At 51.1% G+C, this 17,229-nt stretch carries 18 protein-coding genes; 14 read left to right on the forward strand and 4 right to left on the reverse strand.

Annotated elements, in window-relative coordinates; all coding sequences use genetic code 11:
- The 10 genes from ACLTD4_RS03475 to ACLTD4_RS03520 form a co-directional block, all read left to right on the forward strand.
- A partial coding sequence (locus tag ACLTD4_RS03475; RefSeq protein WP_412331133.1) for a sensor histidine kinase occupies positions 1-732 on the forward strand: 732 nt, incomplete at its 5' end.
- Positions 707-1,450, forward strand: a complete 744-nt coding sequence (locus ACLTD4_RS03480; protein ID WP_055657009.1) for a response regulator transcription factor — start codon at positions 707-709, stop codon at positions 1,448-1,450. The genes ACLTD4_RS03475 and ACLTD4_RS03480, both read left to right, overlap by 26 nt.
- Positions 1,451-1,561: 111 nt before the next feature.
- Positions 1,562-2,656: a tryptophan--tRNA ligase gene (gene trpS, locus ACLTD4_RS03485; protein ID WP_002603418.1), complete on the forward strand. Its 1,095-nt coding sequence runs from the start codon at positions 1,562-1,564 to the stop codon at positions 2,654-2,656.
- A gap of 88 nt (positions 2,657-2,744) precedes the next feature.
- Positions 2,745-2,996 carry a hypothetical protein gene (locus ACLTD4_RS03490; RefSeq protein WP_002603419.1) on the forward strand — a complete coding sequence of 84 codons (252 nt, stop codon included), beginning with the start codon at positions 2,745-2,747 and terminating at the stop codon, positions 2,994-2,996.
- 12 nt (positions 2,997-3,008) lie between these two features.
- A complete protein-coding gene (locus ACLTD4_RS03495; RefSeq protein WP_117621576.1) occupies positions 3,009-3,878 on the forward strand; it encodes a DMT family transporter in 870 nt (289 codons plus the stop codon).
- A gap of 153 nt (positions 3,879-4,031) precedes the next feature.
- A complete protein-coding gene (ahpC, locus tag ACLTD4_RS03500) occupies positions 4,032-4,595 on the forward strand; it encodes an alkyl hydroperoxide reductase subunit C (RefSeq protein ID WP_055657013.1) in 564 nt (187 codons plus the stop codon).
- A gap of 1 nt (position 4,596) precedes the next feature.
- Positions 4,597-6,240 carry an FAD-dependent oxidoreductase gene (locus ACLTD4_RS03505; protein WP_117621577.1) on the forward strand — a complete coding sequence of 548 codons (1,644 nt, stop codon included), beginning with the start codon at positions 4,597-4,599 and terminating at the stop codon, positions 6,238-6,240.
- A gap of 30 nt (positions 6,241-6,270) precedes the next feature.
- On the forward strand, positions 6,271-7,566 hold the full coding sequence (eno, locus tag ACLTD4_RS03510; RefSeq protein ID WP_002603423.1) for a phosphopyruvate hydratase: 1,296 nt from the start codon (positions 6,271-6,273) through the stop codon (positions 7,564-7,566).
- A 226-nt stretch (positions 7,567-7,792) separates the two neighbouring features.
- Positions 7,793-8,389 (forward strand): 4'-phosphopantetheinyl transferase family protein, encoded by a 597-nt coding sequence (locus tag ACLTD4_RS03515; protein WP_117621578.1) that lies wholly within the window; start codon positions 7,793-7,795, stop codon positions 8,387-8,389.
- The gene (locus ACLTD4_RS03520) at positions 8,386-8,955 is read left to right on the forward strand and encodes a TetR/AcrR family transcriptional regulator (RefSeq protein WP_117621579.1); all 570 of its coding nucleotides are present in this window, start codon (positions 8,386-8,388) and stop codon (positions 8,953-8,955) included. Before ACLTD4_RS03515 ends, ACLTD4_RS03520 begins: the two co-directional genes overlap by 4 nt.
- Before the next feature lie 72 nt (positions 8,956-9,027).
- Here ACLTD4_RS03520 and ACLTD4_RS03525 read toward each other — a convergent pair whose 3' ends face one another.
- From ACLTD4_RS03525 to ACLTD4_RS03540, 4 genes are all read right to left on the reverse strand, one after another.
- Positions 9,028-9,288 carry an acyl carrier protein gene (locus ACLTD4_RS03525; RefSeq protein WP_055657025.1) on the reverse strand — a complete coding sequence of 87 codons (261 nt, stop codon included), beginning with the start codon at positions 9,286-9,288 and terminating at the stop codon, positions 9,028-9,030.
- A gap of 304 nt (positions 9,289-9,592) precedes the next feature.
- Positions 9,593-10,204, reverse strand: coding sequence for a hypothetical protein (locus tag ACLTD4_RS03530; protein WP_412331134.1), 612 nt, complete (start codon positions 10,202-10,204; stop codon positions 9,593-9,595).
- A 354-nt stretch (positions 10,205-10,558) separates the two neighbouring features.
- Entirely contained in the window at positions 10,559-11,494 is a 936-nt protein-coding gene (locus tag ACLTD4_RS03535; RefSeq protein ID WP_055657029.1) for a DMT family transporter, read from the reverse strand.
- Between the two features lie 4 nt (positions 11,495-11,498).
- Positions 11,499-12,353, reverse strand: coding sequence for an AraC family transcriptional regulator (locus tag ACLTD4_RS03540; protein WP_002603429.1), 855 nt, complete (start codon positions 12,351-12,353; stop codon positions 11,499-11,501).
- Between the two features lie 199 nt (positions 12,354-12,552).
- Between ACLTD4_RS03540 and ACLTD4_RS03545 the strand changes: the two genes are divergently transcribed.
- The 4 genes from ACLTD4_RS03545 to ACLTD4_RS03560 all read left to right on the forward strand — a co-directional run bounded on the left by ACLTD4_RS03545 (position 12,553) and on the right by ACLTD4_RS03560 (position 17,050).
- Positions 12,553-13,722, forward strand: coding sequence for an SAM-dependent methyltransferase (locus tag ACLTD4_RS03545; RefSeq protein ID WP_055657031.1), 1,170 nt, complete (start codon positions 12,553-12,555; stop codon positions 13,720-13,722).
- A 382-nt stretch (positions 13,723-14,104) separates the two neighbouring features.
- Positions 14,105-14,446 (forward strand): thioredoxin family protein, encoded by a 342-nt coding sequence (locus tag ACLTD4_RS03550; RefSeq protein ID WP_320922021.1) that lies wholly within the window; start codon positions 14,105-14,107, stop codon positions 14,444-14,446.
- A 108-nt stretch (positions 14,447-14,554) separates the two neighbouring features.
- Positions 14,555-16,108, forward strand: coding sequence for a metallophosphoesterase (locus ACLTD4_RS03555; protein ID WP_181991263.1), 1,554 nt, complete (start codon positions 14,555-14,557; stop codon positions 16,106-16,108).
- 84 nt (positions 16,109-16,192) lie between these two features.
- Positions 16,193-17,050: a MurR/RpiR family transcriptional regulator gene (locus ACLTD4_RS03560; RefSeq protein ID WP_117621581.1), complete on the forward strand. Its 858-nt coding sequence runs from the start codon at positions 16,193-16,195 to the stop codon at positions 17,048-17,050.
- Positions 17,051-17,229 lie beyond the last annotated feature (179 nt).

Genomic DNA, 17,229 nt, shown 5'->3' on the forward strand with positions numbered 1-17,229 from the left:
GCGGATGAGATTGGGATGCTGGGAAATGAGTTCAATTCCATGAGCAATAACATCGAGCGTCTGACTCACGAGGTTTATGAGGCCCGCATCAAGGAGAAGGAGGCGGGCCTAAGAGCCCTCGAGGCGCAGATCAATCCCCATTTTCTGTACAATACCCTCGATATGATTAACTGGATGTCATACCGCTCATCCAATCAGGATATCTGTAAGATTGTGAAGTCACTTTCCGACTTTTTTAAGCTGAGCTTAAACCATGGGAAGGAGCTTTACACAGTGGGAGACGAGGTTCGCCACATACAGAGCTATGTCACCATTGAACAGTATAAGAAGGCGGAAATTGATTTTGAGATTCATGTGGACGAGGAATTGAAGCCGTGCGTCTGCCCGAAGCTGATTGTACAGCCGCTGGTGGAAAACGCCATTCTTCACGGGATCGAGCCGAAACGGGGGCCGGGAACGATCATCATTTCCTTTGTCCGCCGGGAAAATGACATCGTGATCACGGTGGAAGACGACGGCGTGGGGCTGTGCGGGAAGCAGAGAGAAGGCGCCCGCTATCACCACGGCGGATATGGTCTGCAGAATATCAATGAACGGCTCACCATGCTTTACGGAAAGAAGTACCATGTGACTGTGGAAGAGAGAAAGGGAGGCGGCGTGATTTCCAGTGTCGTCATTCCCCTGATCGGATTGGAAGGTTTGGACGATGTATCTGATGATTGTAGAGGATGAAAAATTTATCCGTGACGGTATTCTGTATCTCTTGTCTGAGGTACCGGGCATTACGGAAATCGACACGGCCTGCGACGGGGAGGATGCCTGGAGTATGATAACGGTTTCAAGGCGGTTTCCCGATATCGTTCTGACTGATATCCGTATGCCTGGTATGGATGGGCTGGAGCTGAGCGATAAGATCCGGGAGCATTCCGCCGCCTCCAAGATCATATTTATCAGCGGATATGAGGATTTTGCCTATGCGAAAAAGGCCATTTCCCTTGGGGCCAGCGGGTATGTGACGAAGCCGGTCGCCCAGGATGAGCTGCTGGAGCTGATTAACCGTGTAATGATACAGATCAGAAAGGAAGAGCAGTTCGACAGGCAGCAGGAGATATCGTGTTTTCATGAGAAGCAGTCGGATGCGCTGCTGGGAGATATCTTAAGCCAGATAAGGGATAACCCGGGCGGCGTGTCCTTGAAGGCGCTGTCGGAGAGCTGGGGCGTGTCCCCATCCTATATCAGCATTCTATTCAAGGATAAGACAGGCCATAACTTTAAGGATTATCTGCTGGACTGCAGAATGAAGCGGGCGAAGGAGCTTTTGGCGGCGGGAAGCCAGGCGGCTGAGATCTGCGAGAACTTAGGATACAGCGATTACGATTATTTCAGCAAAAGCTATAAGAAGTATTATGGCGAGTCGCCGGCGGAATACCGGAGAAGGATTCATTTATAGACTGCGTTTTCCGTGCCTCTTCGAAGATAACCGCAGGGGCATTTAAACTTGCAACAGACAGACATGTTGTGCTATAATGGGGAAAGCTAAATACATTGGAGGTATTACAACATGAAAAAGATTATTTTGACGGGGGACCGGCCAACGGGTAAACTTCATATCGGCCATTATGTGGGCTCCTTAAAACGCAGGGTGGAGCTGCAGAATTCCGGTGAGTTTGATGAGATATTTATCATGATCGCCGACGCGCAGGCTTTGACTGATAATGCGGACAACCCGGAGAAGGTGCGTCAGAATATTATTGAGGTGGCTCTGGATTATCTGTCCTGCGGCCTTGATCCTGCAAAATCGACTCTGTTTATCCAGTCACAGATTCCGGAACTGACGGAGCTGTCCTTTTATTATATGAATCTGGTTACTGTTGCCAGGCTTCAGAGAAACCCGACTGTGAAGTCGGAGATCGCCATGAGGAATTTTGAAGCCAGCATCCCGGTAGGCTTTTTTACGTATCCCATCAGCCAGGCGGCGGATATCACGGCATTTAAAGCGACTACCGTGCCGGTAGGCGAGGACCAGGAGCCGATGATCGAACAGACGAGAGAGATCGTCAGAAAGTTCAACTCTGTCTATGGGGACGCTCTGGTGGAGCCGGAGATTCTGCTTCCTGACAACCAGGCCTGCTTAAGACTTCCGGGAACCGACGGAAAGGCGAAGATGAGCAAGTCTCTGGGCAACTGCATCTATTTATCCGATACCGAGGCCGATGTGAAGAAGAAGGTTATGAGCATGTACACCGATCCGAACCACATTCAGGTTTCCGATCCGGGACAGATCGAGGGCAATACGGTCTTTACGTATCTGGATGCTTTCTGTAAGGCAGATGCGTTTGAGAAGTATCTTCCGGATTACAAGAATCTGGATGAACTGAAGGATCACTACAAACGCGGCGGACTGGGCGACGTGAAGGTGAAGAAGTTCTTAAACAGCGTTCTTCAGGAGGAGCTGGCCCCGATCCGTGCCAGAAGAAAAGAGTACGAGGCCAACATTCCTTATGTCTATCAGATCTTAAAGGAAGGCAGCGAGAAGGCGGAGCGCGTGGCTGCGGATACGCTGGCCGGCGTGAAAAGGGCCATGAAGATCAACTATTTTGATGATATGGAACTGATTGCCGCACAGGCGGAGAAGTATAAGAATCAGGAGTCATAATGTGGGAAGAAGTTCAACCGTTTTATAAAATGCGGCAGCGTTTTTATAAAGCGGTTGAATTATTTTAGGAGAGAAAGGAAGTAAAACAATGAAAAATGTGATATCGCTTCGTGAGGTAGTGGACTGTGATGCGTTTTTGAAGGAGAAGTGCTTAAATTTCAGGATTCATCTGCGGGATGCGTGCGGAAAACAGTCCTGTTGGATTGAGCCTTTGAGTGAGTGCGGATGTGATGGCCAGTACGAGGAGCTGTATGCGGCTTTGGAGGAATTCTTTGGAAAACTGCGTTACAAGCTGGAGTACAGCGACGATAAGCTTAATTTCTGGCTTTCCAATGAATAGGAGCAGCAGGTCATGAAATCGCGTTATAAAGGAATTATGTTTATCGTATGCTCGGCGTTCTGCTTCGCGCTGATGAATCTGTTTGTCAGGCTGTCGGGAGATCTGCCGTCCATTCAGAAAAGCTTTTTCCGGAATCTGGTGGCATTTTTCTTTGCACTCATTCTGATGAAACGGGATCACGTGGGCTTTTCCGGTAAGAAGGAGAATCTGTGGCAGCTGATTCTGCGTTCCACGTTCGGTACCATCGGAATTCTCTGTAATTTTTATGCGGTGGATCATCTGGTGCTGGCAGACGCCTCCATGCTTAATAAGATGTCGCCGTTTTTTGCGATTCTGTTCAGCTTTCTGATTTTAAAGGAAAAGGTAAAGCCGGCTCAGGCAGTCATCGTGGCAGGCGCATTTGCCGGAAGCCTCTTTATCATCAAACCGTCTCCTCTCAACATGGAGCTTGTACCGGCTCTGATCGGGCTGCTGGGAGGCATGAGTGCGGGAGCCGCCTATACCTTTGTGCGGTCGCTGGGGATCCGTGGGGAGAAGGGGCCGTTTATCGTCTGTTTCTTCTCCGGATTCTCCTGTCTGGTGACGCTTCCCTACCTTCTGGTGCGGTTCCATGGGATGACGTGGGCACAGCTGGGATTTCTGCTGCTGGCAGGCCTTGCGGCGGCGGGCGGCCAGTTTGCGATTACCGCGGCGTACTGCCATGCCCCGGCCAGGGAGATCTCGGTCTACGATTATTCCCAGATCATCTTTTCCGCCGTACTGGGCTTTGTTATATTCGGCCAGGTACCGGACCGGTTCAGCGTGCTGGGGTATGTGATGATCTGCGCGATGGCGGTGGTGATGTTTCTTTATAATAGAAAATATATCCAAATTTCAGTATGATAAAATGATAATAATAATCAATACTGATTATTGACTTTCCCAATCCCTGGATGCTATAATGTTCCTATAAGTTAGATGAAACTAACTTATAATTTCCCTATAAATGAACCATATTACTTATGGATAAATTGGCAGAAAGGAGACATAAAAATTATGTCGTTAATTGGAAAAGAAATCGGAGAGTTTAAAGTACAGAGTTTTGTAAATAATGAATTTAAAGAGGTAACAAAGGAGGATGTACTGGGAAAATGGGCTGTATTTTTCTTCTATCCTGCGGACTTTACCTTTGTGTGCCCGACGGAGCTTGAGGATCTGGCGGATAAGTATGAGGACTTCAAGAAGATCGGATGCGAGATTTACAGCGTCTCCTGCGATACTCATTTCGTGCATAAGGCATGGCATGACGTATCGAAGACCATTAAGAAGATTCAGTATCCGATGCTGGCGGATCCGACCGGCACACTGGCCCGCGACTTTGATGTGATGATCGAAGAGAATGGCCTGGCGGAGCGCGGTTCCTTTATTGTCAATCCGGAAGGCAGGATCGTGGCCTATGAAGTGATCGCCGGAAATGTGGGCAGAAATGCCGATGAGCTCTTCCGCAGAGTGCAGGCTTCCCAGTTTGTGGCGGAGCATGGCGACGAGGTTTGCCCGGCTAAATGGAAACCGGGTGCTGAGACGTTAAAGCCAAGCCTGGACCTGGTTGGGCTTCTGTAATATGACTGGGCAGTATGACGTCATCGTCGTGGGAGCGGGGCCGGCCGGATTATCGGCCGCCCTCTACGCGGCGAGGGCAAAATACCGGGTCCTCGTCCTGGAAAAGGAGAAAATGGGAGGACAGATCACCATTACATCGGAGATCGTCAATTATCCCGGCGTGGAGAAGACGAACGGCACCGAGCTGACGGAACAGATGAGAAGACAGGCGGAAGCCTTTGGCGCGGAATTTGCCATGGCTGAGGTTAAGGGGATCGATCTGGCCGGGGAGATCAAGACGGTGAAGACCGACAAGGGAGAGTACCAGGCTCCCGGCATCGTTCTGGCGGTGGGAGCCAATCCCAGAAAGCTGGGCTTTGCGGGCGAACGGGAATATCAGGGGCGCGGCGTTGCCTACTGTGCTACCTGTGACGGTGAATTTTTCACGGGAATGGATGTCTTCGTCATCGGCGGAGGATTTGCGGCGGCGGAAGAGGCTGTATTCCTGACGAAGTACGCGAGAAAGGTTACGATCATCGTCCGTGAGGAAGATTTCACCTGTGCGAAGGCCGTAGCGGACAAGGCGAAAAAACATGAGAAGATCGAGGTACACTACGAAACGGAGATTTTAGAGGCGGCTGGAGACGGACTGCTTCGGCGCGCTCGTTTTAAGGACAACGCATCCGGGAAGGAGTGGAGCTACGAAGCACCGGAAGGAACCTCCTTCGGGATTTTTGTATTTGCCGGATACGTCCCGGATACGAAATGGCTGAAGGGTCTGGTGGAGCTGGATGGACAGGGCTATATCATCACCGACCGGGACCAGAAGACGAGTGTGGAGGGCGTATACGCGGCCGGGGATGTCTGCGTAAAGAATTTGCGTCAGGTGGTGACCGCTGTCTCGGATGGAGCCGTGGCCGCGACTTCCCTGGAACGGTACGTTTCGGAGACATACGAAAAAACGGAGCTGGCCGGATGGAAAGCGGATATAGAAGAAAAGCGGACAAAGAATGTGGAACACGCCTCTGTTTCTGACTTAAACGACGGTGTATTGATTACCGGGGAGATGAAATCCCAGCTTGCGGACTTATTTTCCGGGCTTCAGAATAGAATAGTCGTTGAGGGTGTCCTCGACGGCAGTCCCATGGCGGATGAAATGGAGCAGTTTCTTGAAGAATTCGGCGATATTTCGGATATGGTGGAATGCAGATCCCGCCGTGAATCGGATAAGGGCAAAGAGGATGAAGAGTATCCGGTGCTCCGCATCTTAAAGGAGAACGGAGATGAGACCGGGATTCGCTTCTATGCGGTTCCGGGCGGCCATGAGTTCAATTCCTTTGTTCTCGCAATCTATAATGCGGCCGGGCCGGGGCAGCCGATTACGGACGAAGAGAGAACCCGGATCGGGAAGCTGAAGGGACCGGTGAATATAAAGATTGCGGTCTCCCTGTCCTGTACCATGTGTCCGGCCACGGTTATGGCGGCGGGCAGAATCGCCGCGGAACATGATGGTGTGGAGGCGTGGGTCTTCGATCTGGCCCATTATCCGGAGATGAAAGAAAAGTATCAGATTATGAGTGTGCCGTGTACCATCATCAATGACAGAAAGGTGGTATTCGGCAGAAAAACAGTGGATGATCTGCTGACGGTTCTGGAGGAATCCTAAAAGGAACGGGCAGATGAAAGGAGAATGAATATGGACTATCTGGAAATAGAAAAGGTTATCGGACGGGAAATCATTGACTCAAGGGGAAATCCGACCGTGGAGGCAGAGGTATGGCTCGCTGACGGAACCATCGGAAGAGGCGCGGCGCCGAGTGGTGCGTCTACCGGTGAATTTGAGGCTCTGGAGCTGAGAGATAAAGATAAGAAACGTTTTGGCGGAAAAGGCGTCAGGAAGGCTGTCGAAAATATCAATACGGTCATATCCGGTGTCCTGACAGGCATGGATGCGTCGGATATTTACGCGGTCGATCACGCCATGATCCAGGCGGACGGAACGAAGGACAAATCAAAGCTGGGCGCCAACAGCATTCTGGCGGTCTCCATCGCCTGCGCGCGGGCCGCGTCTATATCCATGGGAATCCCGTTATACCGTTTTCTGGGCGGAATCTCAGGAAACAGGCTTCCGGTGCCGATGATGAATATCTTAAACGGCGGCGCTCATGCGGCGAATACCGTTGATGTACAGGAATTCATGATTATGCCGGTCGGTGCTCCCACATTCCGTGAGGGACTCCGCTGGTGTACCGAGGTATTCCACTGTCTGGCGTCTATTTTAAAAGAGAAAGGCCTGGCTACCTCTGTCGGTGACGAGGGTGGCTTCGCTCCGGACTTAGGAAGCGACGAGGAAGCCATCGAGCTGATCTTAGAGGCGGTAAAACGCGCCGGATATGAACCGGGACATGATTTCGTTCTGGCTATGGATGCGGCTTCCAGTGAGTGGAAGAGCGGAAAGAAGGGCGAGTACCTGCTTCCGAAATGCAAGAAGCATTTTACTTCGGAGGAACTGATCGGACACTGGAAACAGCTCTGTGAGAAGTACCCGATCTGGTCCATCGAGGACGCTCTCGACGAGGAGGACTGGGAAGGCTGGAAGAAGCTGACGGCCTCTCTGGGCAGCAAAGTACAGCTGGTCGGCGACGACCTTTTCGTAACCAATACAGAGAGACTGAAGAAGGGAATCGATTCCGGATGCGGCAATTCCATTCTGATCAAGTTAAATCAGATCGGCTCCGTGTCGGAGACGTTAGAGGCCATCAAGATGGCTCACAAGGCCGGATATACGGCGATCGCTTCCCATCGTTCGGGTGAGACGGAGGACACGACCATTGCAGACCTTGCGGTGGCTCTTAATACGTGCCAGATTAAGACGGGCGCGCCCAGCAGAAGTGAGCGTGTGGCGAAGTATAACCAGCTTCTCAGAATTGAGGAAGAGCTGGGCGAGACGGCTGTTTACCCTGGAAGAAATGCATTCTGCATCAAACGGTAAAATGCGGCCAGTAAATTAAGAAAATAAAGAGAACGGCTGACAGAAGACATCTCCTGGTTCCTGTAAAACGGAATGGAAGAGGCGGCTTCTGCCTGCCGTTCTTTTTATGGATCGTCCTGATGAATGCGGCTGAGTGAAGGCTGCATCTGTATTTCAATGTGACATTTGCCGCAGACTATGGTAAAATGAAAGGAAAATTGGTTGAAATACAGAAGTTGGAGGCAGTATGGTCTGGATTTATCGCGCTTTTTTTGAACCGGGGACAGGGGGCAATAAGAGGGAGACTGAGCATGAGCAGGGACTTCTGCTCCTGCGGAGAGCCTTAAGGGAGCAGTATGGGATTGACTGTGGAGATGGCCGGAAGCCGGATCTGATGGAGGGAGCGCATGGAAAGCCATACTTAAGGGAGTATCCGCAGATTCAGTTCAATATCAGCCACTGTATGGGACTGGCTGTGCTTGCCGTCGGGGATTGTTCCGTGGGAATCGACGTGGAATATGTGCGGCCGTACCGGGAGCCGCTTTTAAAGAGAGTGCTTTCTGAGACGGAACTCCGACAGATGGAGGCAGCGGGAGAAGCCGGGCGGGAGGAGCTGTTCTTCCGGTTCTGGACTCTGAAGGAAAGCTGCGTGAAAGCGATGGGATGCGGTATTACTGTGCCTCTGCAGGACATTTCCTTTCAAATTGGTGATGACGGGGGAATCACATGTGAAAAGACCGGATGGAAGTTCCGTCAGTGGATTCTGGCAGGGGGGTATGTGTTATCGGCCTGTGTATCGGGGGAAGGGGAAATTCGTCTGGCAGAACAGGAGGAGCGGCCTTGAACGGTGAGAAAAAGGACTTGCGTTACAGCAGAACGGACAGGCTTCTGCAGGAGGCATTTTTAGAGCTTTTGAAGGTCAAATCCGTCGACCGGATTACGATCAGGGATTTGACGGAACGGGCGGGGATCAACCGCTGTACGTTCTACCACCATTACCAGGATATCTATGATCTGCTGGAACAGATCGAGGATGGAGTCATGGAGCATGTGCTGGAAATGATGCGGGGCTTCCATCCGAACAGGGAAGAGGATGTCAGCCGCCGCTATTTTGAGTGTTTCTGTCAGTATATCTATGAAAACCGGACCGTATACTGCGTGTTGACCAATGGCCAGGAGAGCCGGTTTATCAAAAAGCTTCTGAAGATGATCTCGGAATACATGGCGGGATTATCAGGGAAGGAGAATGACGGCGACAAGCAGAGCCGTGAGTATGCGGTTGCCTATTCCATCGGAGGCGTGGTGGGCGTCCTGCATAAGTGGATGAAAGAGGATTTTGAAAGCTCTCCCGAGGTTGTGGCCGGATTTATCAGCAGCGTATTTCTAAATGGGATAAAGGATATTCTGTGAGAATAGCAGAAGTCAGTAAAGAAGAGGTTACGGGAATGATACTCCCGAAACCTCTTCTTTCAATATCTGCAGTTACTCATACGCTGCAGAAGCGTTTGTCTTTTGTGATACGGCGTAATGTTCGATATAGTTCAGTGCGTCTCCTACAGTTGTAATCTCAAGTAAATCACTGATGTCCATTTCAATCTGAAAGTGCTCTTCGATGTCTCCGATCATCGCTATAAAATCCAGAGAATCAAATTCTAAGTCTTCAACGAAGCGGGAATCTCTGGTGATGGATTCCGGGCTGACATCCACATACTGGGTGACGAGTTCCTTTAACTGCTTATACATATTCATTCCTCCCTGATCCGCCGCCGGAAACTGTCCGATGGTTTGAATTTGAGTCCAAGTTTAAGCAGATTTCCTTCAAATATCAAGCAACAGATTGGAGAAACTGTTGCTTAAACAACAGATTTGGGAAAGTGTTGCATATTGTCTCCCCAGAAAATGATTTTGATGTAGAATAAAGAGTCCGGCTCGCCGGACTCTCGCGCCGGAGCGCGGCTGCTTCAGCGGCCATACTTCCTTAGCGCGGAGCACGTTCCTATTACACAAAAAAGGGAACCGTCTGTTCCGGTTCCCCTGTGTTTCATTCCTATTGACTGAGTACCTCTGCGTTAATGCCCATAATTTTCAAATATCCGTCTTCCGCTAAGGAAAAGAAGAGACCGGGCGATCCGGATTCGCTGCCTACGAAGATGCCAGCCTGTGACGGTGTCAGACGATCGGGATCGACACCGGCGACCGCCTGAAGCATGGCGTCTGTAAAAATGTCGTCCTTCTGGGCCTTCAGACCGGCGGCATCTGCAACATCCAGCCCCTCCGTGTTGGCTTCTGTCGTCACGTAAACGGGATAGGCGCAGAGCTGAGCCAGCGCTTCGATATCGCGCTGCGAGAAAATATGCTGAATCTGTTTGGCAAAGCCTTTATAGTCCGATTCTTCCAGGGACGCGGCCCGGCTGCCGGGGATTTCGGCATTCGCGCCTGCTTGACGGGGGCTGCCGGAGCTGCCGCTGTCGGAGCCGCCGCTGCCGGAACTGCCGCTGCCGGAGCTGCCGCTGCCAGAGCTGCCGCTGTCGGAGCCGCCGCTGTCGGAGCCGCCGCCAGACTCTCCGGACCTCTCCTCGGACGGATTCTCTGCAGGCATGCGCTGAGTCATCAGCTGTATCTTTTCGGCGGAAGCGCTGCCGTTTCCGGCCTTCTTCACTTCGCTCCCGATCGATCGTCACCTCATCTCCGGCCAGCAGATCTCCCAGTTTCATCTCCGTCAGTTCTCTGTGCCGGGCCGTAGTATAACTGGGCGTGGGGCAGTCGATAAAGCAGCGTTCCCCGAACAGGAACGCTTTTACGCCATATCGCATCTCTACGTAAGTCCGTTCCGGCCTTGTCGGTTTCAGAACAATGGCATTATTGCCAAGATAGAGCGGGTCTTTAGGCTGCAGCCGTCAGTACAGCAGGCAACAGCGGCCGCGTGGCAGTCAGTAAGCGGATATTTATCATGGGGCAGATTCTCCTTTGTAATGACAGGTTTGATCAGTTTATCTGATCCGTTACCTTCATTTTAAGGTCTGTCCATACCGATGTCAACCGAAGGTTTTCGGGAGGACTGTTTTAATGGGAACCGGCTCTCTGAGATCATGAGCCCGGCCAGCGTCAGCACGATTCCGCATACGGACTGCCAGGTGATAACCTCATGCAGGAAGATTAAGGACGTGATCACCGTAATCACCGGAACCGCGTAAATGTAGACACTCGTCTTTACGGAGCCCAGAGCCCGTACTGCGAAGTTCCAGGTGACAAAGCAGAGCGCGGAAGCGCCGAATCCCAGGAAGAGAATATTGAGTGCGTTCTGCATCAGCATGAAACGAGCCGGAGCGATCCGGAAAGGCAGGAAGAACAGCGCCGGTACCATGAAGAGGAGGCCGTAGAAAAAGGTTCTGCGGGTGCTCTCGATGGTTCCGTACCCATAGCTTCCGATCTTTTTCGTGAGTATGGAGTAGGCCGCCCAGGTGATGGCCGCCGCCAGGGCCAGGAAATCTCCTTTGGGGCTTAGCTGTACGCCGGTATCCTTCTGGAAGCTTAAGAGGGAGATTCCAAGCATGGCCGCCGCGAAGCCGGTTAAGAAACGGCGCCCGGGCTTTTCTCCCTTCATGAACAGCCAGTCGAAGAGGCTGGTGAAGAACGGGGCCACGGAGATGATAATGCTTACGTTGGCTGCCTGGGTCAGGGTCAGTGCGAAGTTTTCCATGAGGAAATAGAGGGTGACGCCGCAGAGGCCGGCCGCTGCGAAGAGCAGCTCCGCTTTTCTGTCTCCGGTATGGAGGAGGCGGGGGGCTGCGATCCACAGCGCTGCGTATCCGATAAGAAAGCGGAAAAACAGGATTTCCAGCGGTGTAAAGGATACCAGCAGAACCTTGGTTGAGATAAAGGTGGTTCCCCAGATGAAGATGGTGACGGCGGCCGCAAGATGGCCCGTCATGTTAGACTTTTCTGACATTTGTTTATTCCTCCGTGCCGGCGGTGGTGTCCCTGCCGGATTCTGTAAATATTTTCTGATACTGCTTCGGAGTCAGCCCTGTGAAATCCTTAAAAAAACGGGTGAAATGACTCTGGTCGGTGAAACCGGCCCTGGCGGCCGCGTCGATGGGAGGTACCGCCTGCTCCAACAGCTTCTTCGCCTCTTCTAAGCGGATGGACTGGAGATAGCGGTACGGGGATACTCCCGTCTGCTTCGTAAAAGTATGGAGCAGCCACGATTTGCTCAGATGAATCTGTTCGGTTAGCTCTTCCAGCGTGATATTTTCGGAATAGTGTTCCTTTAGATATTCACACGTATCGGCGATGGCGCTGTCCAAAAAGACTCCGTTATGCTCTTCGTAAGGAGCGCTGTGCTCCTTAAGGATCTGCTCCAGCAGGAAAAAGAATGCTTCCTCTTTTTCAAAGGGGGACGCGTCGGTTACAATGGCATTGTAGACATCGGCCAGCGATGTGGTGATATCGCTGTGATAGACTACATTTACGGTGAATTGTGGGACAAATTCTTTTCCCGTGATGTCGGCGGCCGCCTTTTTCATGACCGGCACGGGTATGTTTAGCGCTCTGTAGTCCAGCAGCTCTCCGTTCATGGGAGAACAGAAGTGGTTGTCTTTGGGATTAAAGAGGATCAAATCCCCCCTCGATAGATCGTACTCGGATCCGCGGCACCACAGATGTCGGCAGCCGCCTTCTATAAAGCCGATGACGTAGCATTCGTGAAAATGATTGGGGAATTTCTGTACGATGCCGCTCAGCTGGTATGCCTCGATACCGAGACAGCTGTCGTAGAATATATGGCGTTGTTCCTGAGATGTTGTCATGGCGTGCTCCTTTCAAACTTTTTTGATTTTATCACAATAAAGTAAAAAAGTCTTGTATGATGTTGCAAATCGAGGAGCCAAAATTCCTTAACTTTACAGGTTTACTTATGAAATCCTGAAAAACTGGAAAGAATTCTTAGAAAGACAGTGACAAAAGATTGAAAATTTGAGAGTAAACGGTAATATGGAGGAACTGCACATGAAGACCATGACAGATAATTTTATGATTTCTTTTTTACAGCGATTTGACGAGCACCCGTTTGATGTGAAGCTCCATGGGAAAACCCATCATATCGGAAATGGAAATCCGACCTTTGTGGTGGATTTAAAAGAGGATATCGAGGGGAAAGAGCTTTTGACGAGCACCTCCCTGGCGCTGGGCGAGGCTTATATGAAGGGAAATTTAGAGGTGGAGGGGGATTTGTTCGAGGCTCTGGACTCATTTTTGGGACAGATGGACCGATTCTCCACAGACCGGTCCAAATTAAAGAAGCTGATGTTTACATCCCAGTCAAAGAAGAATCAGGAGAAGGAAGTCACCTCCCATTATGACATCGGCAATGATTTTTACAGCCTGTGGCTGGATGAGACCATGAGCTATTCCTGCGGTTACTTTAAACATGAGACCGACACCTTATATGAGGCGCAGTGCAATAAAGTGGAGCGTATCCTGGAAAAACTCTGTTTAAAGAAGGACATGACCCTGCTCGATATCGGATGCGGCTGGGGGTATCTGCTGATCCGGGCTGCGAAGGAGTACGGTGTAAAGGGACTGGGAATCACCTTAAGCCACGAACAGCAGAAGGAATTCGAAGAGCGGATCGAAAAAGAGGGATTGACGGGACAGATTGAGGTAGCGCGGATGGATTACCGCGAGCTGGAGAAGAGCGGCAGACAGTTCGACCGGGTGGTCAGCGTCGGGATGCTGGAGCACGTGGGGCGGGCGAATTACGAGCTGTTCGTAAAAAATGTGGATTCCGTGTTAAAGCCGGGCGGGCTCCTTCTGCTTCACTATATCAGCGCGCTCAAAGAGTATCCGGGGGACCCGTGGATCAAGAAATATATCTTTCCGGGCGGCATGGTGCCGAGCCTTCGGGAAATAATCCATTTATTCGGCGACTACCGGTTCTACACTCTGGATGTGGAAAGCTTAAGACGTCACTACTATAAGACCCTGCGTTGCTGGGAACAAAACTTCAGCGGCCACAGGCAGGAGGTGGAGGAGAAGATGGGGACAGAGTTTGCGAGAATGTGGGAACTCTATTTAAGCTCCTGTGCCGCGACCTTCCACAACGGTATCATCGACCTTCATCAGATCCTTGTCTCCAAGGGCGTAAATAACGAGCTGCCCATGACAAGATGGTATTAACTGGAAATGAGGAATTCTCTCAAAAAAGTGGTTGCATTTTTAGTTAGCATATGCTAATATATATTCAGTTAGCAAACACTAACTGCATGTGAATATTCTATACTGTGAGCACTTAGTGAGGTCTTTCACGAACTTAGTGCGAGCCATACCTGAGTACTTAACGAGGTCTTTCACGAATTTAGTACGAACGGTATACATTAACCCTCTGGGTTTTCCTTCATTGACCCGTGAAGGAATCATGGCTCCTATGAGAACCGCCTCTGTTACCGCATGACAGAGGCGGCTTTTCATGTCACAGGAAAGGGGGATGTGCGCGGCAGCGGTGTATTTGAATCTTGTGTATTGATATGCAGAAGAAATAATGATAAAATAGTGAATCAGTATGAGAAAGCAGGAATTGATTGCAGATATTCAGAAAGGAACGGCCAGAAAGGAAAGAACCAGAAAGGATGGAATACAGATGAAAAAGGTACTGATGATGATTCAGGAATCGTGCCCTTACTGCCGGCAGGCACTGCGCATGATGGATGAACTGAAAGCGGAGCGGCCGGAGTTTCAGGCAGTCGAGGTGAAAATTGTGGATGAGAACAGGGAGAAGGCGTTTGCGGATTCCCTGGACTACTGGTATGTACCGACGTATTTCGTGGATGGAGTAAAGGTGCATGAGGGTGTGCCGACCGTGGACAAAGTGCGGAAGGTTTATGAGAGGGCGCTTGATCTGTGAGAGGAGAGCCGGGAAGCGGGGAAATTTGCTGCTGACTGAGCGATCGTATGGTATGATTCCCGTGGACATCGAGTGACTGGATAGAAAGGTACATAATTGTGACGTTATATGAGTAAAGGGAAGAAAAACTGGCTGATGATCCTGATTTACGCGGGACTCATTGCTATGTGCCTCGGCATCGTCTGGTTTGTGGGAAAGATATCCTCACCGACAAAACCGGGCAGAGAAAGCAGCAGCGAGACGACGATGGTGCAGACCGGAGAATCGCAGGAAGAGGAACGTGAAGAGGAGGAGAGCGAGAGCGCGGAAGCGACGCCATCGGAGGCGGAGACACAGGAAGAAAGCAGGCAGCAGGACGAAAGCGGGAGATGGTACGGAGGCCGCACAGAGACGGTCCGGCCGGAGATAGAGGAAGAACTGCCGGTGGAAGAGTATCGGCCGCCTTCCATAGTAACGGTCTCTGATATCCATTATTTCGCCCCATCCATGACCGATTACGGCGAGGCGTTCGACGAGATGGTGGAGCGGGACGATGGAAAGCTGGTTCCTTATATTTCCCAGCTGATGGATGTGTTTACGGAAGAGATGACGGAGACCCGGCCCGATGCCGTGATTCTGAGCGGTGATTTAACATTGAACGGTGAGAAGGGGGCTCATGAGGCGCTTGCGGAAAAGCTGAAGGTGCTTGCGGACCAGGGCGTGCGGGTCCTCGTGATTCCGGGAAATCACGATATTAATAATCCCAACGCTGCCTCCTATTTCGGAGCGGTGAGGGAGGCGGCGGAATCGGTCAGCGCGGAGGAATTCCTGGACATTTACCATGAATTTGGATACGACCAGGCGATCAGCAGAGATGAGACCTCCTTAAGCTATATCTGTGAGCTTGACGAGAAAAACTGGCTGATGATGCTGGATTCCGCCCAGTATGAGCCGGTGAACCTGGTGGGAGGAAGAATACGGAGTACCACCGTCAAATGGATGGAGGAGCAGTTGGAATCTGCAAAGGAACTGGGGATCTCGGTAATTCCCATTGCCCATCACAACCTGCTGAAGGAGAGTATTCTGTATCCTGTGGACTGCACCCTTGAAAACAGCGATGAGGTTATAAAACTGCTGGAACGGTACCGTGTGCCGGTCTTCATCAGCGGACACCTGCATCTGCAGCGGACCAAGAAATACAAGCCTGAGCCGGGAGAACCGGAGGATGCTTACCATATCAGTGAGATCGTGGCGGACTCATTTGCCATTCCGCCCTGCCAGTACGGAATCCTGTCATGGGGAGACGGCGGGCAGCTTCGCTATACGACGAAGGAAGCGGATGTGGAGCGTTACGCGGCGGCTCACGGCCTGACCGATGAAAACTTGCTGAATTTTAAGGAGTACGGAACCGATTTCCTGGTGGGCGTGATAAGCCAGCAGATCTATAAGAAGATGAGCAGTCTGCCGGAGGAGCAGATGCGGGGGATGGCGGAGCTGTACGGCCAGCTGAACCGTGATTACTGCGCCGGGACGCCCATCGACGTGAAAGAGATAAAATCAGATGAGGCATTCCGCTTATGGGAGCGTAACCTTCCGGACAGCCGGATGTTCGAGGAGATCGACGATATTCTGCGCGATACCAGGAAGGATCACAATACGTGGGATTTCCCGGGAGAGTGGTAAAAACTTCCTTTACAAATTATTTCATATCGTGCTATAATGATGAAATAAAATTACATGCGTGACAGGAACGGAGGAAGAGGAGCCATGCAGGATCATATCAACGTTTCAGGAGTCCTGTGTTCTTCTTACGATACCTTTTTTGAGGCGGAAAAGAAGATTGCAGATTATATACTGGAGCACAAAAATGAAATCATCGATATGACTGTCGCGGAGCTGGCTTTGGCAAGCGGAACCAGCGACGCGACGGTATCGCGTTTTTGCAGGCGCTGCGGATTTAACGGTTTTCATCATTTAAAGATTACTCTGGCGAAGGAGGTGGCGGAGGAACGCGGGAAATCCGTGGAGGTATCCAACGATATCAGCCGCGATAATATTGCGCAGTCCCTCCAGAATATCCTGGCCAACAAGGCGGCGGAGCTGACACAGACGGTGTCCATGATGGACCCGGTTCAGCTGGGAAAGATTCTGGAACTGATTGAACATGCCCGCACGGTGCAGCTGGTGGCTGTGGGGAATACGATTCCGGTTGCCTTAGACGGCGCTTTTAAGTTCAATCAGCTGGGCATTCAGGCGGTATCGGGTACGATCTGGGAGACACAGATGGCGTTTACCTGCAATATGGGGCCGGAAGATGTGGTGATCATCATATCCAACTCCGGTTTTTCCAAACGGCTGATGACGCTCACCGCGGTGGCGAAGGAGAATCACTGCAAGATGATTGCGATCACCAACAACGCCGCCTCGCCGCTGGGTCAGGCCAGCGATTACCACATCACAACGGCGACCAGGGAGAAGCTGCTTTTGGGTGAGTTCTGCTTCTCACGGGTATCGGCCACTATGGTGGTCGAGATTCTCTATCTGTTCCTGGCTGTGAGCAAGAAGGATTCATACGACCATATCCGACGCCATGAGATCGCGATTTCCGAGGACAAGAATAACTGATCCGGCGAAACGGGATTATACGAAAAATATGGATATACCATCTATCTTTTCCAACAAGCATTAAAAACAGGAGTGAGTGTCAGGAAGCATACGGTGAACATGCCGTACCGGACATTGGCTCCTGTTTTTTTCGTGGAAGGAAAATATTGTTCCCATGACAGGAAAATCCCGCCCTCATA

The sequence above is a fragment of the Hungatella sp. genome (assembly GCF_046966825.1).